This is a genomic window from Caulobacter sp. UNC358MFTsu5.1 (genome assembly GCF_000712075.1).
GTDB lineage: Bacteria > Pseudomonadota > Alphaproteobacteria > Caulobacterales > Caulobacteraceae > Caulobacter.
This window is the reverse complement of record NZ_JONW01000001.1, coordinates 1-19,748: the sequence shown is the minus strand read 5'-3', so window position 1 is coordinate 19,748 and position 19,748 is coordinate 1. Positions and strand designations below refer to the sequence as shown.

The window sequence follows — 19,748 nt, the reverse complement described above, 5'->3', positions numbered from 1 at the left end:
AACGCGTGTTCGCACCGCACGCAAGCGCTTGACCTACCTTAGGGCAGAGGCGCATCTGCTGGCCAAAACAAGAAAATGCTGCGGTGCAGGAGAGAGACGTCGTGAATCACCCGCCCACCCCGTTGGCCGAGGATTTTGGCGCCCCGGATCGGTCCAAATGGATGGCCCTGGTCGAGAAGACCTTGAAGGGCCAGGCGTTCGACGACGCCCTGATCACCCGGACTCCCGATGGAATCGCCATCCGGCCGCTCTACACCGTCGAGGACGGCGTGGCCGTGGCGCGCGACCTGCGGGCCCGCGACGCCGAGCGGCCCTGGGACCTGCGCATGCGCGCCGCCCATCCCGATCCGCGCCAGACCGCCGCCGAGATCATGAAGGACCTGGAGGGCGGCGCGGCCTCGGTGCTGCTGGCCGTCGACCCGACCGGCGTGAACGGCGTCGCCGTCGGTTCGCTGCAGGACCTGGCCCAGGCCCTGAACGGCGTGCTGCTGGACCTGGCCCCCGTCGCCCTGGACGCCGGCTTCCTGGGTCCCAAGGCCGCCGACTGGCTGGGCGGCCTGGCCAAGGCCGCGCCGAACGCGCCCCTGGCCTTCCACATGGATCCGCTGACCGCCTTCGCCCAGGCCGGCGTCAGCCCCGGACCGATCGAGGGCCACCTGATCTCGGCCGCGACGGTCGGGACCCGCCTGGCCCAGACCTACGCCAAGGCCAGCCTGATGCTGGCCACAGGCCGCGCCGTGCACGAGGCGGGCGGGTCCAACACCGAGGAACTGGCCACGATGGCCGCCAGCGCCCTGGCCTACGCCAAGGCGCTGGTCCGCGCCGGCCTCTCCATGGAAGAGGCCTTCTCGCGCATCGTCCTGGGCGTCAGCCTGGACGCCGAGTACTTCACGGGCGTGGCCAAGATCCGGGCCGCCCGGGCGCTGTGGGCGCGGATCACCGACGCCTGCGGCGTGTCGGTTCCGGCCGTGATCGAGGCCCGCTCGTCCCAGCGGATGCTGACCCAGGCCGACGCCTGGACCAACCTGCTGCGCCTCACCTCGGCGGGCTTCGCCGGCGCGGTCGGCGGGGCAGACGCGATCGTCCTGGGCGCCTTCACCGACGCCGTCGGCCTGCCCACCGCCTTCGGCCGCCGCCAGGCCCGCAACACCCAGCTGGTGCTGATGGAGGAGAGTCATCTGGGCCGCGTCGCCGACCCGGCCGGCGGCTCGTGGTACCTGGACAGCCTGACCGACCAGCTGGTCCGCGCCGCCTGGGGCGGCTTCCAGGCCATCGAGGCGGCCGGCGGGATCGTCAAGGCGCTGGAGAGCGGCCTGATCGCCGAGATCGTCGGCGCCACCCGCGCGGCGCAGGAAGCCGCCTTCGCCGACAAGAGCCGCAAGATCCTGGGCGTCACCGCCTTCCCCAACGCTGACGACAAGCCGGTGGAGGTCGCCACGCCCAAGGCCGCCGACTTCGCCGTCGATCCCCCCAGCGCCCGCGTGCCCGGACCGGACTCCCGCTGCCCGCCCCTGACGCCCATCCGGTTCGCCGCCGCCTTCGAGGGAGCGCAAGCATGAGCAAGTTCCCCGATTTCACGACCGTCGACTTCGCGGCCGGCGTCACCGCGGCGGCGCCCGGAGGCGCGATCTGGCAGACGCCCGAAGGCGTCGACGTGCCGCCGGCCTTCACCGCCGAAGACACGGCGGGCCTGGACTTCACCGGCGGCTATCCGGGCGTCGCGCCCTATCTGCGCGGCCCCTACCCGACCATGTACGTGACCAACCCCTGGACGGTGCGGCAGTACGCGGGCTTCTCGACCGCCGAGGACAGCAACGCCTTCTACCGTCGCAACCTCGCGGCCGGCCAGATGGGCCTGTCGGTGGCCTTCGACCTGGCCACCCACCGGGGCTACGACAGCGACCACGAGCGGGTGAAGGGCGACGTCGGCATGGCCGGCGTGGCCATCGATTCCATCCTCGACATGCGCACGCTGTTCTCGGGCATCCCGCTCGACAAGATGAGCGTGTCGATGACCATGAACGGCGCGGTGCTGCCGATCCTGGCGCTCTACATCGTCGCCGCCGAGGAACAGGGCGTCAGCCCCGACAAGCTGTCCGGGACCATCCAGAACGACATCCTCAAGGAGTTCATGGTCCGCAACACCTACATCTACCCGCCCGGTCCCTCGATGCGGATCATCTCGGACATCTTCGCCTTCACCTCGGAGAAGATGCCGAAGTTCAACTCGATCTCGATCAGCGGCTACCACATGCAGGAGGCCGGGGCCTCGGCCGACCTGGAGCTGGCCTACACCCTGGCCGACGGCGTCGAATACGCCCGCGCCGGCGTGGCGGCGGGCATGAGCATCGACGCCTTCGCCCCGCGCCTGTCGTTCTTCTGGGCGATCGGCATGAACTACTTCATGGAAGTGGCCAAGATGCGCGCGGCCCGGCTGTTGTGGGCCCGGCTGATGAAGCGCGAGTTCGATCCCAAGGACGACCGCAGCCTCTCCCTGCGCACCCACAGCCAGACCTCGGGCTGGTCGCTGGCGGCCCAGGACGTGTTCAACAACGTCGCCCGCACCTGCGTCGAGGCCATGGCGGCCGTCAACGGCCAGACCCAGAGCCTGCACACCAACAGCCTGGACGAGGCCCTGGCCCTGCCCACCGACTTCTCGGCCCGGATCAGCCGCAACACCCAGCTGTTCCTGCAGATGGAGAGCGGCACCACCCGCGTCGCCGACCCGTGGGGCGGCAGCTACTACGTCGAGAAGCTGACCCACGACCTGGCGGTCAAGGCCCTGGCCCACATCGAGGAGGTCGAGGCCCTGGGCGGCATGGCCAAGGCCATCGAGCAGGGCCTGCCCAAGCTGCGCATCGAGGAGTCGGCCGCCAAGACCCAGGCCCGCATCGACAGCGGCAAGCAGAGCGTGGTGGGCGTCAACCGCTACAAGCCCGAGATCGCCGACGACATCCCGGTGCTGAAGGTCGACAACACCTCGGTGCGCAACCAGCAGCTGGAGAAGCTGGCCCGGCTGAAGGCCGAGCGCGACCCGGCCAAGACCGCCGCCGCGCTCAAGGCGCTGGAGGACGGCGCCCGGGGGACCGGCAACCTGCTGGCTCTGGCCGTCGACGCGGCCCGCGCCCACGCCACGGTCGGCGAGATCAGCCTGGCCATGGAGAACGTCTTCGGCCGCCACCGCGCCACGATCCAGTCGATCCAGGGGGTCTATATGAAGGAAGCCGGCGCCGATCCCGCCGCCGCCCGGGCCAAGGCCATGGTCCAGGCATTCGAGCAGGCCGACGGCCGCCGTCCCCGCATCCTGGTGGCCAAGATGGGCCAGGACGGCCACGACCGCGGCCAGAAGGTGATCGCCACCGCCTTCGCCGACCTCGGCTTCGACGTCGACATCGGCCCGCTGTTCCAGACCCCGGCCGAGGCCGCCAAGCAGGCGGTCGAGAACGACGTCCACATCGTCGGCGCCTCGTCGCTGGCGGCGGGCCACCTCACGCTCGCCCCCGAACTGAAAGCGGAACTGGCCAAGCAAGGTCGCGGCGACATCATGATGGTGGTCGGCGGCGTGATCCCGCCCCAGGACTTCCAGGCCCTGCGCGACGCCGGCGCCGCGGCGATCTTCCCGCCCGGCACCGTGATCGCCGAGGCGGTGATCGAGCTGCTGGACAAGCTGAACAAGCAGCTGGGCTACACGCAGGAAGCGGCCTAGGGGCCGGGGACATGCCCTTGGGCGTGTCCCCAACAGCATCCGCGGCGCCAAGACCTGGGGACACGCGCGAGCGCATGTCCCCGACCGGGGAAACCCGGCGGGTGGGAGGCGGCGGAGCGTCCGGGCCATGCCCGGCGTAGGATTGTGGAGAGTACCGTTTCGACAGGGTCTGGACGCTCCGCGCGGATCGTTTTCCGGTGAGCCTTCGAGGTGCGGGGTTTTAACCCGCTCCCGATGGAGGCCCCCGACGGGCGGAAGGTTGACGACCCTTCCGGACCGCCCGAGCGATTTCAGCTCGGGCCTGCCGCGTCCGCCGATCCTCCGCCGCCTGGGCTTCGTCCCGATGTTTCAGGGAAACCTGCCCAGGACGCCCGAAGCGTCACTGAAGACCACCGACGAACGCTTCCCGCTCGACCGCCCCTGTCGCACGTATCGGTCGCCGGCCGGACGTCCTCCCCACGACAGGGCGAGGACCAGTATGCGGGCGGTTTGAACGCGGCGGCGCCTGTGACGCTGATTTTGTTGCAGGGCTTTGAGATTGCTGGGGTTCGTGCGGTCGTTCGCGGGGATTGAGCGCGCTGTATCCCCGCAAGCCCCTCCCCAACGCCCTCACGCCCGTCATCCTCGGACTTGTTCCGAGGACCCCTGCCTCAGCCGAGAAGAAGGACAATCCGTGAAGCGGCGAGGTCGCGGGCCAACCCAAACGGCAAGCCAGCGGACACAGGGGTCCTCGGAACAAGTCCGAGGATGACGGAGGTTGAGGGACGGACAGACGGCGGAGCCGTTGCCAGAGCAAGTGCTCCAACTCAGCTCTGCCACCATCCCCGCGTGGCGTGGCAGGTCGCCAGGGCGCGCTGGTAGCCGTCGCGGGCGCGGAGCCGGGTCAGATAGGCCAGCTCGAGGTCGCCGAATTCGAACCCGACGTTCTTCTTCGCCATTTCCAGCGCATAGCCGACAGAAATGTCCGCGGCCGTGAAGGCCTCGCCCGCCAGGAACGGCGAGCGCTTCAGCTGTCGGGTCACCAGGGTCAGGCGGGTGGTGAACACGTCCAGGGCCTGGCGCGCGCTCCAATTGTCGCGCTGACCTTCGGGCGCGATGTTCCGGGCGCCCGATACGAAATACATCGACCCCGCCAGCCCCGCCTCGCCCAGATGGAGGAACTGCTGGTAGGCCGGGAAGGCCGGATCGTTGGGCGCGGGCGCCAGCGGTGTCGGGCCGTGGCGGGCGATCAGGTACTCCATGATCGCGATCGACTCGACCATCACGACGTCGCCGTCCTGCAGCGCCGGGATGAAGCCGGCCGGATTGATCGCCAGGAATTCGGGATCGTTCTCGACGCCGGCCAGCAGGTCGACGCCCCGCAGCCGGTACGGCAATCCCATCTCTTCCAGCAGCCAGACGACCCGGAAGCCCCTGCCCTCGCCGAAGACCGTGATCATGTTCGCGCCCCGATGGTGGATCCAACCTCATGAAGACGTCCAGCAGACGCGCTTCCCGACAAGAGCCAAAGCCTTTTTCGCCGACGAGGCGCGCCCCTTGCACCGACTCTTGACGACATCTCCCACCGGACACCGGCCGGAACCGCACCGGCCCGGCGCTTGATGAGGCTTCCCGACCTCAGCCTCCGAGCCCGCCCATGCTCCCGCCGCCCGCCCGCGAGACCACCTCCTTTTCCCGTATCGTCGCCGCGCTCGTCTTCGCCTTCGCCTTTCCCGCCCTGGTCTTGTCGCAGGCGATCATCTGGACCGACGACGCCATGGCCCTGGCCCAGCGCGCCGCCAGCGCCGCCTCGGGGGTGGTCGCCGCCCTGCCGTTCGGCGCGGTGCTGGGCTGGCCCTATGTGTTCTGCGCCGCCTGCGCCTGGGCCTGCCTGCACCAGTTCGGCCGCCACCATCGAAGCCTGGCCGCCGGGATCGGCGCGATCACCGGCGCGGCCGTGGCGGTCAAGCTGACCGGCTGGCACGGCGCGGACGTGTCCCTGCTGTGGCCGCTGAGCGCCGTGCTGGGCCTGGTCACAGGCCTGGGCGTGTGGTGGATCGCCTACGGCCCCCGCAAGCGCGGGACCTCGCCCCGCGAGGCGTCGCCGGCATGAGGAAGCTCGCTCGCGTGGGCCTGGCCCTCGCCTTCGTCACCGGCCTGTTGACGACGGAATGGTGGCTGAGCCGGCAGCTCGAGGCCGACGCCTGCCTGGACGACGGACACGTCTTCGACTGGCGTCGCGGTCGATGCGACTTCACGGCCCGATGGCTGCCGGGGCCGACCGCCTGGTACGACCAGCTGCTCTAGCCCCGCGCCTTCTTCACCTTGCGCTTCTTGCGCGTCTTGGCGTCGATCTCGTCGGGTAGGCCGTGACGGGACTCGATGTCCTTCTGCAGCGCCTTGGCCGCCATCAGGTGGCCGGGGAACAGGGTGTCGATGGCCCAGCCGGCCACGGGGACGGCGTCGGTGGCGGTGTCCATCGCCACATAGGCCAGCATCCGCGCCAGGGTGGCGGCCGACGCCTTGGCCATCATCGCGTGATAGATCAGGAGGCCGCCGGCGGCGACGCTGTAGACCGGCCCGACGCCCGGCACCCAGGCCAGGACGCCGTCCAGACCCAGGCCGAACGGGCCGATGCCGATCAGCCGATCGGACAATCGCTTGATGGTCTCGGCGTGGCGCCAAGCCTGGTGCGCCTTGTGGCGATGGCCGGAACGGCCTTCGTCGACGACGAAGCCTTCGAGGGTGTCGGTGCGCTCTGTCATCTCAAGTCAACGCCCCGCCCCGAAGTTGGTTGTCTAGCCCAGGAACACGACCCGGCGCTTTTCCTTGCCCGCCCGGATGCGCTCCAGCAGGTCGCGGTACTCGGCCGTGCCCTGCACGTCCTTGCGCGTGCCCTCGAAATAGATCGTGTCGTCCATGTGGCTGGTCAGCATGTCGGCCGACCACTTGTGGCCGGTGAACAGCATGTCGGCCACCTTGCCCACGCCCGGCACGGCGCCGGCCACGGTGTCGACCAGGATGATGGCCATGATCTGGACGACGATCATCGGCGCAGAGCGCGCGCGCACGGCGTCCCAGACGATCAGCCCGCCCGCGCCCAGGCTGTAGAGCTCGCCCGCGCCCGGAATCCAGGTCAGCAGGCCGTCCAGCCCGATGCCCAGCGGCCCCACGCCGACCACGTTGTCCGACAGCTTCTTCACCCGCGCCACGTTGTTGCGGATGTTGTGCAGGTCGAGATGCGATTTGGCGAAGATCACCCGGCGGCCCCCAGCAACGCTACGGCGCCAATCTGCCTTAACCATGGGCCCGCAGGAAGTGGCCACGGCATAGTTTCGCGTGTCACGCGAAAGCGATCCGCAAATCGCTCGCGCTCCGAGGGAGCCCCTCGCGAACGGCGGCGTTTGTGCTTAAGTTAACGGCGAGCGCGCCGGACGCCGCTGACGAGGGCCTCTCGATGCTGATCTCGACCACCCCCTTCATCGAAGGACGGCCGGTCCAGGACTACAAGGGCGCGATCTACGCCCAGTCGATCCTTGGCGCGAACGTCGTCCTGGACCTGATGGCGGCCATCCGCGACTTCATCGGCGGCCATTCCAAGTCCTACGAGCGGGTGCTGGCCCGGGCCCGCGAGGACGCCCTGAAGAACCTGACCAAGGAAGCCGAGAAGCTGGGCGCCAACGCGATCCTGGCGGTCGACCTCGACTACAACACCGTGGGCCCGCACGGCTCGATGATGATGGTTTCGGTTTCCGGGACCGCCGTCGTCCTCTAAGCGGGACGCGTGACTTCACCGATCGACATTGCCGATCTCGAGACGCGCCTGCTCGCCGGAGACCGCGCCGCCCTGGCCCGCGCCATCACCCTGGTCGAGAGCCGCCGACGCGACCACCAGAAGGTCGCCCGCGCCCTGCTGGAACGGCTGATGCCGCGCACCGGCGGGGCCCAGCGCATCGGGATCACCGGCGTGCCGGGCGCCGGCAAGTCGACCACCATCGAGGCGTTCGGCACGATGCTGACCGCCGCCGGCCATCGGGTGGCGGTGCTGGCGGTGGATCCCTCGTCGGGCCGGCACGGCGGCTCGATCCTCGGCGACAAGACCCGCATGGAGCGGCTCAGCGTCGACCCCAACGCCTATATCCGCCCCTCGCCCTCCGGCGGCGTGCTGGGCGGGGTGGCGCGCAAGACGCGCGAGGCCATGCTGCTGTGCGAGGCGGCGGGCTTCGACGTGATCATCGTCGAGACCGTGGGGGTGGGCCAGTCCGAGACCGTGGTGTCGGACATGGTCGACATCTTCCTGGCCCTGCTGATCCCCGGCGGCGGCGACGAATTGCAGGGCATCAAGAAGGGCCTGATCGAGCTGGCCGACCTCCTGGTGATCAACAAGGCCGACGCCGATCCGGACAAGGCCCGGCGCTCGGCCCGCGACTACCGCAACGCCCTGCACATCCTGACGCCGGCCTCGCCCGACTGGACGCCGCCGGTGCTGACCGCCTCGGGCCTGACGGGCGCGGGGCTGGACGCGCTGTGGACCCAGATCCGCCGCCATCGCGAGATCATGACCGCCAACGGCGCCCGCGCCGCGCGGCGGGCCGACCAGGACAGCCGCTGGATGTGGGCCATGGTCCAGGACCGCCTGTCCGAGGCCTTCCGCGAGGCGCCCGCCGTGGCGGCCATCGCGGGCGAGGTCGAACGGGCGGTGCGGGCCGGCGACCTGCCCGCCTCTGCGGCGGCCGACCGGCTGCTGGCGGCTTTCGGGCTGGATTAGGTTCACATTTACCCCAACAGCCGTCATCCCGGGCCTTGTGCCCGGGACCCCTGGTTCAGCTCGCACGTGAAGCGCAAGCGGTTCGCCAGCGAACCGCCCCTCCTCCACCTGCGGCGGATAGAGGGGTCCCGGGCACAGGGCCCGGGATGACGGAACTAGATAGGGGATCGGATGTAGATCAGTCCGCCGCCGCCAACCGCTTGGCCTGGGCCACCCAGGCGTCGCGTTCGGCGCGGCCCTTCAGGCTCAGTTTGGCGTCGAAATCGGCCAGTTCCTCCGGCCCCCAGGCGGCGATCTCGGAAAAGCGCGTGACGCCCAGCTCGGCCAGGGACGCCGCCAACTTGGGACCGATGCCGACCAGCAGGGTCAGGTCGTCGCCGGCCGACTTGGCCTGCTCGACGGCGGCCTCGACCACGGGTTCGGCCACGACCTCGACCGTGTCGGCGGTCTCGGCGATCACGGCCTCGGCGGTGTCGAGCGTCTCCTGCACCGCCTCGGCGACGGTCTCGGTCACGGCGGTCGCGGCGGCGGTGACCGGCTCGGCCGTCTCCAGCTCGACCGGCGCCAGGACGGGCGCCTCGGTGACGGGATCGATCACCGGCTCGGGGGCCAGTTCGACGGGCTCAGGGGCCAGCGGGATTTCGGCGAGCGCCGGGGTCAGGGCCGTGGCCATCAGGGCCTCGACATTGATCGCCTCGCGCCAGCGGGCCGACCACCACCACCAGGTCGCTCCGGCCGCGGCCGCGCCGCCGAACACCAGCCACAGCGGCGAGGCCGCGCCGGCCAGCAGGTTGGGCCCCTTCTCAAGGTCGATCTTGGGCGTTTCGGGAAGGAACGAAAGGGTCATGGCCGAGCTCCAACAACCGTTTGTTGCAGTGCAGCATAACACGGTTTTCGAGCGGGCGGAGTCGCTAAATCCGGTCGAGGTTCAAATCATTCCGGTCGCGCCCAGCGCCAGGCCGGCGGCGACCATGGCCCCCACCGTCGCCAGGACCGGGGCGCGCAGGGCGAACACCAGCCCGCAGGCCAGGACCGTCAGGCCCGCCGCCGGCAGGTTGAGGCTGGCCGGGTCCGGAAGCTCGGCCCGCAACAGGCCCCAGCTGTGGACCGCGCCCGTCCGGAACAGCAGGTGGACCGCGAACCACACCGCCAGGTTGGCGATCACCCCGACGGCGGCGGCCGACACCAGGGCCAGGGCGCGGGCCGGGCGGGGACGCGAGCGCAGGCGCTCGAAGAACGGCCCGCCGGCGAAGATCCACAGGAACGACGGCGCGAAGGTGGTCCAGGCGGCCATCAGTCCTCCGGCCAGGCCGACCAGCCACGCCCACTCGGCCGGGGCGTTCTGGTAGGCGCCGACGAAGCCGACGAAGACCAGGACCAGCACCAGCGGTCCCGGCGTGGTCTCGGCCAGGCCCAGGCCGTCCAGCATCTGGCCGGGCGCCAGCCAGCCGAACGCGCCCGCCGCCTGCCCCACATAGGCCAGGGCCGCATAGGCGCCGCCGAAGCTGACCACCGCCAACAGGCTGAACACGCCGCCCATCCTGGCCAGGGTCGACGCCGGCCAGACGGCCAGGGCCAGCAGCACCGGCGCCAGCCAGACCGCCAGGCAGACCAGGGCCGTGCGCCAGGGGGTCCGCGCGAACGTCTCGGACGGCTGGGCCGCGACCGCGCCGCCGCCCAGGGCCCAGCCGACCGCGCCGGCCGCCAGGATGATCAGCGGGAACGGCACGACGGTGAAGGTCAGGGCCAGGAACGCCAGGCCCGCGGCCCACCCGCCGGCCACGCCCTTGATCGCCCGGCCGCCCATGCGGATCAGGGCCTGCAGCACCAGGGCGACCACCGCCGCCTTCAGCCCCAGCAGCGCCGGCCCCGCCCAGGCCGCGCGGCCGTGGGCGACGTAGAGGACCGAGAGCCCCAGCATCACGGCCAGGCCGGGCAGCACAAACAGCAGTCCCGCCGCGATCCCGCCGCGCACCCCGTGCAGCCGCCAGCCCAGCCAGGTGGCCAGTTGCTGGGCCTCCGGACCGGGCAGCAGCATGCAGAAGCTCAGCGCGTGGGCGAAGCGCTCCTCGTCGATCCAGGCGCGCCGCTCGACCACCTCGCGGTGCAGCAGGGCGATCTGGCCGGCCGGGCCGCCGAAGCCCAGGCAGCCGATCTTGAGCCAGACCCAGAACGCTTCCCGGAAGCTGGGGCCGGCGGCCTGCGTCACGCGCGCCAGATCCGCGCCTTGGCCCCGGTCTCACCGAGATGGTCGGCCAGCCAGGTCGTGACCTCGGCGATCGCCCCTTCGGCGGACGCGGGCGTCCCGACCATGACCATCGCGCAGCCGTTCATCTTCATCGGGTCCGTCAGGGGCCGGAGGCGGAGTTCGGCAGCTAGCGCGTCGTTCGTGACGGTTTCCATCGCGCGCATGAAGGCGTCGAAGGTTTCCAGGTCCTTCAGCGGCATCCAGGCGGCGATCACGGCGTCCTTGTCCCTGGCCAGCACGGCCTTGGTCGCGCCGACGATCTGGGCGTAGTCGTCGCTGCGCTCGAACGGCGGGTCGATCAGCACGAACGTGCGCCCGCCCTTCCCCGCCCGCGCCGCCGCGGTCGCGTAGCCGTCGGCCTGGACCGCCTGGGCGAAGGCGTAGGGGGCTAGGGTCCGGCGCAGGCTGTCGAAGTCGTCGGCCCGCAGCTCGCAGGCGGTGTAGCGGTCGGTCCTGCGCAGATGGCGGGCCACCAGCAGCGGCGAGCCGGGGTAGAGCCCGCCCGCCCCGCCGCCGTTCAGCGCCTTCACCGCCGCGACCAGGGGCGCGAACACCGCGGGCGCGTCCGGCATGGCCAGCAGCCGCCCGATCCCCGCCGCCGCCTCGCCCGAGCGCAGGGCCATGTCGCCGCCCAGGTCGTAGGCCCCGGCCCCGGCGTGGGTGTCGATCACCGACAGCGGCGTCTCGTCGGCCGTCAGGGCCTTCAGCAGGGCCAGCAGGATCGCGTGCTTCTGCAGGTCGGCGAAATTGCCGGCGTGGAAGGCATGTCGGTAGTTCATGTCTGGCGCGTCGCTCCCGGAACCGGCGCTCCGTCTACCACGTTGGCGGACATTAGGGTTGGGAGCGAGTGATGGCCCAGGATAATTCCGAACACGGCGTACGCCGTCCCGTGGAACGGTGACCGCCGTGCCCCGCGACACGCTGGAAACCACACCCGCCGAACGCACCCTGCTGGCCTATGTCAATGACCAGGAGCAGGGCATCCGCCGGCTGGCGCACGGCAAGGGCTTCGCCTACGCCGACGAGGACGGCCGTCCGGTGAAGGACGAGGCGACCCTGGACCGGATCAAGGCCCTGGCCATCCCGCCCGCCTGGACGAACGTCTGGATCTGCCCCGACCCCAACGGCCACATCCAGGCGGTGGGCCGCGACCAGAAGGGCCGCAAGCAGTATCGCTACCACCTCGAATGGCGGGCCGACCGCGACGCGCGCAAGTACGACCGCATGGCCGCCTTCGGCCGCGCCCTGCCCCGCCTGCGCCGGCGGGTCGAGACCGACCTCGCCCGCCGGGGCCTGCCGCGCGAGAAGGTGCTGGCCGCCGTGGTCAGCCTGCTGGAACTGACCCTGATCCGGGTCGGCAACGACGAATACGCCAAGACCAACAAGAGCTTCGGCCTGACCACCATGCAGAAGCGCCACCTGAAGCTGGCGGGCGGCGGGGCGGTGTTCGAGTTCCGGGGCAAGAGCGGCAAGATGCACCGCACCGGCTTCCGCGACCGTCGCCTGGCGCGGATCGTCGGCGCCTGCCAGGAGCTGCGCGGCCAGCGATTGTTCCAGTATCTCGACGAGGACGGCCAGCGGCGCGCGATCGAGAGCAGCGACGTCAACGACTACATCCGCGCGGCCTGCGGCGACGACTTCTCGGCCAAGGACTTCCGCACCTGGTACGGCTCGCTCGCCGCCCTGGAGGCGCTGAGCCTCAGCCCCAAGCCCGCCACCAAGACCGAGGCCAAGCGCACGCTCAACACCTGCGTCAAGGCGGTGGCGGGCCTGCTAGGCAACACCCCGGCCGTCTGCCGCGCGGCCTATATCCACCCCAAGGTGCTGGAGGCCTTCGAGACCAGCCGACTACCCAAGCGGCGGACCGGGTCGCCGAGGGGGAAGGAACTGGCGCTGCTGAAGCTGGTGGCGGCCTGAGCTTGCGAACCCTCCCCTCCCGCGCCAAGCTTGGCCGGGGTTTTCGGGAGTTCGTCGTGCTGACACGTTTCGCGTCTTGGGCGTGCGTCGCGACCCTGGTCGCCGGGCCCGCCGCCGCAGCGCCGCGCGCCTGCCCCGCCTCGCCCGAACTGGCACGGCTGGTCGCCGCCTCGTCCAGCATCGTGGAAGCGCGCTTCGGCTTGTCGCAGGCGACCCTGGCCAAGGCCGTCGAGCATCCCGCCTACATCGCCGCACCCCTGGCGGACGCGACGTCGCTCAAGGGCCCCATGCCGGGCGCCGTCCAGATCTACCCCAAGGACGAGGCCTATCTTCCGCCGCCCGACGCCCTGCGCGCCGCCGTCGACCGGCGAGCCCTGCTCTTCCTGACCCAGGCCGGTTCGCCGCCGCAGTTCTATTTCGCCGGCTATTCCCCCAAGGCGCTGACGCCCGCCACGGCCCAGGCGCAGGCGGGCGTGCGGAGCGAGATCGCCCGCCAGGCCGCCTTGCTTCGCGCCGTCCCCGCCCCCGCCGCCCACGATGCGGAAGTCCGTCGTCTGGTTTCCGAGCTGGGCGGACTGCGCGGACGTCCCGGCGCCGACGTCCGACAGCGGGCGATCTTCGCGCGGCTGGAAGCGCTGGGTCCCGCCGGCGTTCCGGCGATCGTGGCCCACATGGACGATCGCCACGTCCTGGCCGTGCCGGCGATCTCGCTGACGAACCACGCGGCCGACGCCTTCGAGGGCGTGCGCCACTACGGACCGGAACAGGTCGTCGACGCGCTCGACGCCATCCTGAACCAGATCACCGGCCAGTCCTTCGGCGCCATCTCCAACGGCGGAACCGAGGAACAGCGCGGAGCGGCCGTGAGCGGCTGGCGGGTCTACGTCGCGGACCTGGGCTGCCCCGCGCCCTAGCGTTCCGCGCCTAGGACTCAGCCAACCGCGCCGCCCGGCCCGACAGGTACCGTTGCTCGGGCTCGCTGGCGGTGAGCGCCGCCGCCGTGCGGTAGGCCTCGACCGCCTCCGCCCGGTCGCCCGCCATCTCCAGCAGATGCGCCCGCACGGCCGCCAGGCGGTGATGGCCGGCCAGCCGCTTGTCGGTTTCCAGCTCGACCAGCTGGCGCAGGCCCACGCGGGGTCCGCGCGTCATGGCCAGGGCGACGGCGTGGTTCAGGCGGACCATCGGGTTGTCGGCCATCCGCTCCAGCAGGCCGTACAGCGCCAGGATCTGCGGCCAGTCGGTGTCCTCGGCCCTGGGGGCCTCGTCATGCACCGCCGCGATGGCGGCCTGGAGCTGGTAGGGGCCGATCGCCCCGCGCGACAGGCCCGCCTCGACCAGGGCCACGCCCTCGGCGATGGCCGCCTGATCCCAGAGGCCGCGATCCTGCTCCGCCAGCGGGACCAGCTCGCCGTCCGCCCCCGTCCGCGCCGCGCGGCGGGCGTCGGTCAGCAGCATCAGGGCCAGCAGGCCGGCCGCCTCGCCGTCGTCCGGCAGCAGTCCCCGGACCAGCCGCGCCAGCCGGATCGCCTCGCCCGCCAGATCGGCGCGCTGCAGGTCCGGTCCCGCGCTGGCGGTGTAGCCCTCGTTGAAGATCAGGTAGAGCACGTGCAGCACCGACCGCAGCCGTCCGGCCCGCTCGGCGGCGTCGGGGGCCTCGAACGGCACGCCCGAGACCCGGATGCTCTGCTTGGCCCGGCTGATCCGCTGGGCCATCGTCGCCTCGGGCACCAGGAAGGCGCCGGCGATCTCGGTCGTGGTCAGGCCGCCGACGGCGCGCAGGGTCAGGGCGATGGCCGAGGACGAGCTCAGGGCCGGATGGCAGCACATGAACAGCAGGCCCAGCGTGTCGTCCCGGATCGACAGGACATCCAGGTCGTCGCCCGGCGACACCACCGCGCCCTCGTCCTCGGCCGCGACCGCCTCGCGCCGCCGCCGGGCGATCTCGCCCCGGATGTGGTCGGTCATCCGGCGAGACGCCACCTGGACCAGCCAGCCGCCCGGGTTGGCCGGGACGCCGACCTGCGGCCACTGGCGGGTGGCGGCCAGCAGCGCCTCCTGCACGGCGTCCTCGCCGGCGGCGAAGTCGCGATAGCGGCGGACCACGGCCGACAGCACCCGCGGCGCCAGCTCGCGCAGCAGGGCCGTCGTCGCGCGGTCCAGCGCCGCCGAGGTCACATCTCCTCGCCGCTGGGCGACATGAGCCGCCGCACCTCGACCGGCAGGTTCAGCGGCTTGCCGCCGGGACCGGGGCCCTCGGACCAGCGCGAGGCGATGTAGTAGGCCCGCTCGGGCGTCTCGACGTCGACGATCACGTAGCCGGCCAGGAATTCCTTGGTCTCGGGGAACGGACCGTCCGTCACCTCCGGCGCCGCGCCCTGGCGGGCCCGCACGAACCGCGCGTCGTCGGGGCCGGCCAGACCGTGGGTCACCACCATTTCGCCCGTGTCGTTGAATTCCTCGCGGAACAGACGCAGGTGCTCCATGTGCGCCCGGATGTCCTCGCTGGGCCATTTGGTGATCATCTCGGTCCGCCACTCGGACAGGGCGAACTGCATCATCAGGATGTACTTCATCGCTATTCCCTTCGGTTGGAGCGCCGTCCTCCCGGCGCTTTCGAGGGCTAGTCGGAACCGTCCGGCCATTCTCGACACGGGCCGGCGAAATTATCGAGCCCGAAATTCGCGGCCGCATCGGCCTTCCGAATTTATCGTTTGACAGAAAGAAATTTCGGAACGAGCGTAAGACCACAGGAGGTCGCCATGTCCGTGATCAAGCTCAAGCCGCGCGCCGAGACCGTGGCCGCGCCCGAGACCGCCGCCCAGCGCCGCGTGCGCCTGGGCAGCCGCGCCCTGGCCTGGCTGTTCACCGGCCTGCTCAGCGTCTCCGTGGCGATCCTGATCGCCGCCCTGGCCGCCATGCTGTTCTACAAGGGCGAGCTGCTGCGGATCGGGCCGGACAACTGCTACATCGGCGAGGGGCCGCCCAACTCGGTGGCCTTCGGCTCGCTGCCCCTGGTCCACCGGCTGGTCTACTGCCTGGTGGGGATCGTGCGGGCCACGCCGATCATCATGCTGTTCTGGAGCCTGCGCGGCCTTTTCCGGCTCTACGCCGGGGGCAAGGTGTTCGCCCCCGCCAACGCCGTGCAGTTCCGCCGCATCGGCCTGTGGCTGTGCGCCTACGCCGTGTCGCCGTTCGCCTGCCACCTGTTCCTGGCCGCCACCGGCTACGAGATCGACCGGAACTGGGCCCACATGGCCAGCGTCCAGGCCTTCGTGCTGGGCCTGCTGGTCTTCGTGATCGGCGAGGTCATGCGGGTGGGCCGCGAGATCGAGGAAGACCGGGAGGCGTTCGTCTGATGCCGATCATCCTTCGCCTCGACGTCATGCTGGCCCGGCGCAAGGTGCGCTCAAACGTCCTGGCCCGCGCCATCGGGATCACCGAGGCCAACCTCTCCCTGCTGAAGTCGGGCAAGGTGAAGGGCATGAAGTTCGAGACCCTCGAGGCCATCTGCGCCTACCTGGACTGCCAACCCGGCGACATCCTGGAATACGCGCCGGACGACACGACCGACCAGCTTCCCGACGCCGGGCAGGACACGCTCAGGCGCGCCTGACGGCCCTTCATCACAGGAGAGATCGATGCGACTGCCTTCAACGCCCGCGTGGGCGATCGCGGCCGGCTGCCTGCTGCTCGGCGCAGCCCCCGCCCTCGCCGCGCCCGCCTTCGTCCCCGTGGAGGGCGGCAAGGTGGCCTACGAGACCTGCGGGTCCGGGCCCAAGGCCCTGGTCCTGCTGCACGACGGCATCCTCGACAGCTCGGCCTTCGACGCCGCCTGGCCCAAGCTGTGCGCCCGGTTCAAGGTGGTGCGCTACGACCGGCGGGGCTACGGAAACTCGCCGGCCGCGACCGCGCCCTACGACGCCGTCGGCGACCTGGCGGCGGTGATGAAGGCCGCGGGGATCGACCACGCCACCGTGCTGGGCTCGTCGTCGGGCGGCGGGATCGCCGTGGACTTCGCCCTGGCCCATCCGGAAGCCGTGGACGGCCTGGTGCTGGTCGGCGCGGCGGTGAACGGCTTCAGGCCCACCGACCACTTCACCAAGCGGACCATGACCCTGGTCGGGCTGCTGTCCCAGGGCCGCCTCGCCGACGCGGTCAAGGACCCCTACATCCTGACGCCCGGCGCCGAGGCGCAGCGCGCCTTCGTCCTGGCCGACCTCACCGCCCATCCCGGCAATTTCGGCGCGTCGCGGATGATCAAGGACGGGCCGGAGGTCATGGGCCGGCTGGACGAGATCAAGGTCCCGACCCTGATCGTCACCGGCGAAATCGACATGCCTGACGTCCACGCCCACGCCGGCGCCCTGGAGGCCCTGATCCCGGGCGCCCGACGGATCATCATGACCGGCGGCGGCCACTTCATCTATCTGGAACGGCCGGACGCCTTCGCGGACGTGGTGGGCGGGTTCGTGGAGAAGGCGGGCGACAGCAGGCCCTAGCCGCGCCCCTCGTGCGCCTTCAGCGCGGTCCGCAGCTCCTGCACCATCATCTCGCGCAGGCCGGGCGGCGACAGGATCTCGACCGCGTCGCTCCAGGTGAACAGGTGCCAGGCCAGTTCGCGCAGGCCGCTGGCGCGGAAGGTGACCAGCACCGAGCCGTCCTCCTCCTGGACCACGGCCTGGTTGGGGTGGAAGCGCCAGCGCAGGGCGTCCTCGGCGCGGTCGGGCGCGATGCGCAGGGCCACGTCCTCGATGTCCCCGTGGAAGATGCCGAAGCTCTCGTCGGCGAAGGCCTGCAGCGAGAAGTCCTCGGGCGGCGGGGCGGGCTCGCTGAGGGCCGTGACCGAGTGCATCCGGTCCAGGCGGAAGGTGCGGGGCCTGGGATCCTTGCCCTCGGCGGCGACCAGGTAGTTGGCGTGGCCGAACAGGATGCCCAGGGGCGTCACCTTGCGGGTGCGGCCGGGCGCGCTGCCGCCCTCGTAGCGGAACGACAGGGCCTGCAGCCCCTTCACGGCCGTGCGGATGGCGGTCAGCACCGCCTCGTCCTCGAACGGGCGCGGGCCGGGGTGGATGGCGATGGTCTCGGCCTGGATCAGGGCCTCCAGGTCGGGGGCCACCTTGCGCCGCGCCGCGCCGCGCAGGGCCGACATCAGCTTGCGCTCCAGGGCGTAGAGGGCGGCGGCCCGCCCCTCGGCTCCGCCCGCGGCGTAGCCGTCGGCCGCCGTGCGCAGGGCGGCCAGCTCCTCGGCGGTCGGGGTCTGGAACAGGCTGTCCAGGCCCGACGGGATGCGGAAGCGCTTGGTCGGCGGATCGTCGACCGCCTCCATCTGCGGGAAGGCGGCCCACACCGCGTCGCGCATCCGCTCGGCCGTGCGCCGGCCCACGTCCATGGCGCGGGCCATCTCGTCCAGGGTCATGCCCTCGGACGATCCGGCCAGCATCCGGGCCAGGTCCAGCAGTCGGGTGGCTTTGTCGTGTCGCATGGCGCGACTCTATACGACCGTTTTTGACGCATGCCACCCTCAAAAGGGAAACTCAGAAACCGGCCCGGCAGAACGCCTCTTCAGGAGCCCGCCCCATGACCCGCCTCCTCGCTCAAGACTGGCATGTCGCCCCCGTCAGCGCCGCCATGATCTCGGCCGTGCTCGACTTCGCCGACGTCCATCGCGACCTGGGCGGCGGACGCACCCTGATGCGGCTGAGCCCCGAGCGGGTGCTGAAGGCCGACATCATCCTGCTGCTGGGCCGCGACGCCGGGCGCGCCGCCGACATCGGCCTGGTGTGGAACGACCGCGAGGACCAGATCGTCCGGATCATCGACGACGCGGCCCTGCGCGCCTCGCGGCAGGCGGCCTGGGAAGAGGCCTTCGATCTTTTCGACGCCGACGACCGCGACGTGGCGCCGCAGCGGCTGTGCGCCTGACGCGCAATCTCCGGACGTTTGGTCGCGGGCCGCTCCGACGACCGGGACGGCGCTCTAGCGACCCGCGCCCAGTATTTATTGGTGTTCAGCCAATACTGCGTCAAAACGCCACATAAACCCAACGTAGACAACTCGACGCAGCATAAATTGCCTACCTATAAAAGTTGGCCGCGAACAATATTCCGAGTTCATCCATTTTAAACCGCCCGACGACACCCTGGTTGCGAGCAAAATGCTCTCGGTAGTCAAAATGACGCCGACAACCTTGAATAGGAACTAGTCGGATGCCGCTGAATAGCGTCAACACGAACTCGGGCGCGATGATCGCCCTGCAAAACCTGAACAGCACCAATTCGGAGCTGCAGGTCACGCAACAACGCATCAATACCGGCAAGAAGATCAGCACCGCCAAGGACAACGGCGCGATCTGGGCGACCGCCAAGGTCCAGTCGTCGACCGCCAGCTCGCTGAACGCCGTGAAGGACTCGCTGCAACGCGGCCAGTCGACCATCGACGTGGCCCTGGCCGCCGGCGACACGGTCACCGACCTGCTGGGCAAGATGAAGGAAAAGGCCCTGGCCGCTTCCGACACCTCGCTGAACACCGCTTCGTTCAACGCCCTGAAGTCGGACTTCGAAAGCCTGCGCGACCAGATCACCAAGGCCGTCACCAACGCCAAGTTCAACGGCGTGTCGATCGCCGACGGCTCGACCCCGAAGCTGGCCTTCCTGGCCAACTCGGACGGTTCGCAGTTCACGGTCCGGTCCAAGACCCTGTCGCTGAAGGGCATCGGCATGACCACGACGTCGACCTTCACGTCGGCCTCGGCGGCCAAGACGATGATCGACACGGTCGGGACGGCCATGGGCACCGCCACCAACAAGCTGGCGTCGCTGGGCACCAGCTCGACCGGCCTGGACACCCACCTGACCTTCGTCGGCAAGCTGCAGGACAGCCTCGACGCCGGCGTGGGCAACCTGGTCGACGCCGACCTGGCCAAGGAAAGCGCCAAGCTGCAGTCGCTGCAGACCAAGCAGCAGCTGGGCGTCCAAGCCCTGTCGATCGCCAACCAGTCGACGCAGTCGGTGCTCAGCCTGTTCCGCTAAGCGGTACGGACTTCGAGTTCAGCATCTTGAAGGGCGGGTCCTCGGACCCGCCCTTTTTCTTATGCCCGCGACCGACAAGACTCAGCCGCTCACGACCCCACA

Annotated in this window: 22 protein-coding genes; 13 read left to right on the top strand and 9 right to left on the bottom strand. The window is 70.6% G+C overall.

Annotated features, from left to right (window positions below):
- Positions 1–161: 161 nt before the first annotated feature.
- A complete protein-coding gene (locus BR39_RS0100110) occupies positions 162–1,559 on the top strand; it encodes a methylmalonyl-CoA mutase family protein (protein WP_051695006.1) in 1,398 nt (465 codons plus the stop codon).
- Positions 1,556–3,706 carry a methylmalonyl-CoA mutase gene (gene scpA / locus BR39_RS0100105; RefSeq protein ID WP_029906996.1) on the top strand — a complete coding sequence of 717 codons (2,151 nt, stop codon included), beginning with the start codon at positions 1,556–1,558 and terminating at the stop codon, positions 3,704–3,706. Before BR39_RS0100110 ends, scpA begins: the two co-directional genes overlap by 4 nt.
- An 806-nt stretch (positions 3,707–4,512) precedes the next feature.
- Here scpA and BR39_RS0100100 read toward each other — a convergent pair.
- Positions 4,513–5,145: a glutathione S-transferase family protein gene (locus BR39_RS0100100; protein ID WP_029906995.1), complete on the bottom strand. Its 633-nt coding sequence runs from the start codon at positions 5,143–5,145 to the stop codon at positions 4,513–4,515.
- Between the two features lie 197 nt (positions 5,146–5,342).
- Between BR39_RS0100100 and BR39_RS0100095 the strand changes: the two genes are divergently transcribed.
- Together BR39_RS0100095 and BR39_RS0100090 are read left to right on the top strand one after the other, a co-directional pair.
- Positions 5,343–5,798 carry a hypothetical protein gene (locus BR39_RS0100095; protein WP_029906994.1) on the top strand — a complete coding sequence of 152 codons (456 nt, stop codon included), beginning with the start codon at positions 5,343–5,345 and terminating at the stop codon, positions 5,796–5,798.
- Positions 5,795–5,992, top strand: coding sequence for a hypothetical protein (locus BR39_RS0100090; protein ID WP_156035527.1), 198 nt, complete (start codon positions 5,795–5,797; stop codon positions 5,990–5,992). Before BR39_RS0100095 ends, BR39_RS0100090 begins: the two co-directional genes overlap by 4 nt.
- Here the strand turns inward: BR39_RS0100090 and BR39_RS0100085 are convergent.
- Positions 5,989–6,450, bottom strand: a complete 462-nt coding sequence (locus tag BR39_RS0100085; RefSeq protein ID WP_029906992.1) for a DUF4112 domain-containing protein — start codon at positions 6,448–6,450, stop codon at positions 5,989–5,991. The two genes, BR39_RS0100090 and BR39_RS0100085, sit on opposite strands and share 4 nt — an antisense overlap.
- 33 nt (positions 6,451–6,483) lie before the next feature.
- Positions 6,484–6,990, bottom strand: a complete 507-nt coding sequence (locus tag BR39_RS0100080; protein ID WP_156035526.1) for a DUF4112 domain-containing protein — start codon at positions 6,988–6,990, stop codon at positions 6,484–6,486.
- A gap of 152 nt (positions 6,991–7,142) precedes the next feature.
- Here BR39_RS0100080 and BR39_RS0100075 point away from each other — a divergent pair, with 152 nt between their 5' ends.
- Both BR39_RS0100075 and meaB read left to right on the top strand, forming a co-directional pair.
- Positions 7,143–7,460, top strand: coding sequence for a YbjQ family protein (locus BR39_RS0100075; RefSeq protein WP_029906990.1), 318 nt, complete (start codon positions 7,143–7,145; stop codon positions 7,458–7,460).
- A gap of 9 nt (positions 7,461–7,469) precedes the next feature.
- Positions 7,470–8,453, top strand: a complete 984-nt coding sequence (meaB, locus tag BR39_RS0100070; protein WP_029906989.1) for a methylmalonyl Co-A mutase-associated GTPase MeaB — start codon at positions 7,470–7,472, stop codon at positions 8,451–8,453.
- A 178-nt stretch (positions 8,454–8,631) separates the two neighbouring features.
- Here the strand turns inward: meaB and BR39_RS0100065 are convergent, their stop codons facing one another.
- The 3 genes from BR39_RS0100065 to rlmJ form a co-directional block, all read right to left on the bottom strand.
- Positions 8,632–9,300, bottom strand: coding sequence for a hypothetical protein (locus BR39_RS0100065; RefSeq protein ID WP_029906988.1), 669 nt, complete (start codon positions 9,298–9,300; stop codon positions 8,632–8,634).
- 81 nt (positions 9,301–9,381) lie between these two features.
- Positions 9,382–10,662 (bottom strand): chromate transporter, encoded by a 1,281-nt coding sequence (gene chrA / locus BR39_RS0100060; protein WP_029906987.1) that lies wholly within the window; start codon positions 10,660–10,662, stop codon positions 9,382–9,384.
- The gene (gene rlmJ, locus BR39_RS0100055) at positions 10,659–11,480 is read right to left on the bottom strand and encodes a 23S rRNA (adenine(2030)-N(6))-methyltransferase RlmJ (protein WP_029906986.1); all 822 of its coding nucleotides are present in this window, start codon (positions 11,478–11,480) and stop codon (positions 10,659–10,661) included. Before rlmJ ends, chrA begins: the two co-directional genes overlap by 4 nt.
- A gap of 127 nt (positions 11,481–11,607) precedes the next feature.
- Between rlmJ and BR39_RS0100050 the strand changes: the two genes are divergently transcribed.
- Together BR39_RS0100050 and BR39_RS0100045 are read left to right on the top strand one after the other, a co-directional pair.
- On the top strand, positions 11,608–12,618 hold the full coding sequence (locus BR39_RS0100050) for a DNA topoisomerase IB (protein WP_051695019.1): 1,011 nt from the start codon (positions 11,608–11,610) through the stop codon (positions 12,616–12,618).
- 56 nt (positions 12,619–12,674) lie between these two features.
- On the top strand, positions 12,675–13,532 hold the full coding sequence (locus BR39_RS0100045) for a hypothetical protein (RefSeq protein WP_156035525.1): 858 nt from the start codon (positions 12,675–12,677) through the stop codon (positions 13,530–13,532).
- 10 nt (positions 13,533–13,542) lie between these two features.
- Here BR39_RS0100045 and BR39_RS27330 read toward each other — a convergent pair whose 3' ends face one another.
- Both BR39_RS27330 and BR39_RS0100035 read right to left on the bottom strand, forming a co-directional pair.
- Entirely contained in the window at positions 13,543–14,793 is a 1,251-nt protein-coding gene (locus BR39_RS27330) for an RNA polymerase sigma factor (protein WP_081916432.1), read from the bottom strand.
- A complete protein-coding gene (locus tag BR39_RS0100035; RefSeq protein WP_029906982.1) occupies positions 14,790–15,191 on the bottom strand; it encodes a YciI family protein in 402 nt (133 codons plus the stop codon). The genes BR39_RS27330 and BR39_RS0100035 overlap by 4 nt, the downstream gene beginning before the upstream one ends.
- A gap of 186 nt (positions 15,192–15,377) precedes the next feature.
- Between BR39_RS0100035 and BR39_RS0100030 the strand changes: the two genes are divergently transcribed.
- Genes BR39_RS0100030 through BR39_RS0100020 form a run of 3 tightly spaced genes read left to right on the top strand, consistent with a single transcriptional unit; the run spans position 15,378 to position 17,117 of the window.
- Positions 15,378–15,974 (top strand): DUF2975 domain-containing protein, encoded by a 597-nt coding sequence (locus BR39_RS0100030; RefSeq protein WP_029906981.1) that lies wholly within the window; start codon positions 15,378–15,380, stop codon positions 15,972–15,974.
- A complete protein-coding gene (locus tag BR39_RS0100025; RefSeq protein WP_029906980.1) occupies positions 15,974–16,231 on the top strand; it encodes a helix-turn-helix transcriptional regulator in 258 nt (85 codons plus the stop codon). Before BR39_RS0100030 ends, BR39_RS0100025 begins: the two co-directional genes overlap by 1 nt.
- 25 nt (positions 16,232–16,256) lie before the next feature.
- Positions 16,257–17,117: an alpha/beta fold hydrolase gene (locus BR39_RS0100020; RefSeq protein WP_029906979.1), complete on the top strand. Its 861-nt coding sequence runs from the start codon at positions 16,257–16,259 to the stop codon at positions 17,115–17,117.
- Here the strand turns inward: BR39_RS0100020 and BR39_RS0100015 are convergent.
- Positions 17,114–18,100: a YafY family protein gene (locus BR39_RS0100015; protein ID WP_029906978.1), complete on the bottom strand. Its 987-nt coding sequence runs from the start codon at positions 18,098–18,100 to the stop codon at positions 17,114–17,116. The two genes, BR39_RS0100020 and BR39_RS0100015, sit on opposite strands and share 4 nt — an antisense overlap.
- 95 nt (positions 18,101–18,195) lie before the next feature.
- Between BR39_RS0100015 and BR39_RS0100010 the strand changes: the two genes are divergently transcribed.
- Together BR39_RS0100010 and BR39_RS0100005 are read left to right on the top strand one after the other, a co-directional pair.
- Positions 18,196–18,540, top strand: a complete 345-nt coding sequence (locus tag BR39_RS0100010) for a hypothetical protein (protein ID WP_029906977.1) — start codon at positions 18,196–18,198, stop codon at positions 18,538–18,540.
- A 284-nt stretch (positions 18,541–18,824) separates the two neighbouring features.
- The gene (locus BR39_RS0100005; protein WP_029906976.1) at positions 18,825–19,646 is read left to right on the top strand and encodes a flagellin; all 822 of its coding nucleotides are present in this window, start codon (positions 18,825–18,827) and stop codon (positions 19,644–19,646) included.
- Positions 19,647–19,748 lie beyond the last annotated feature (102 nt).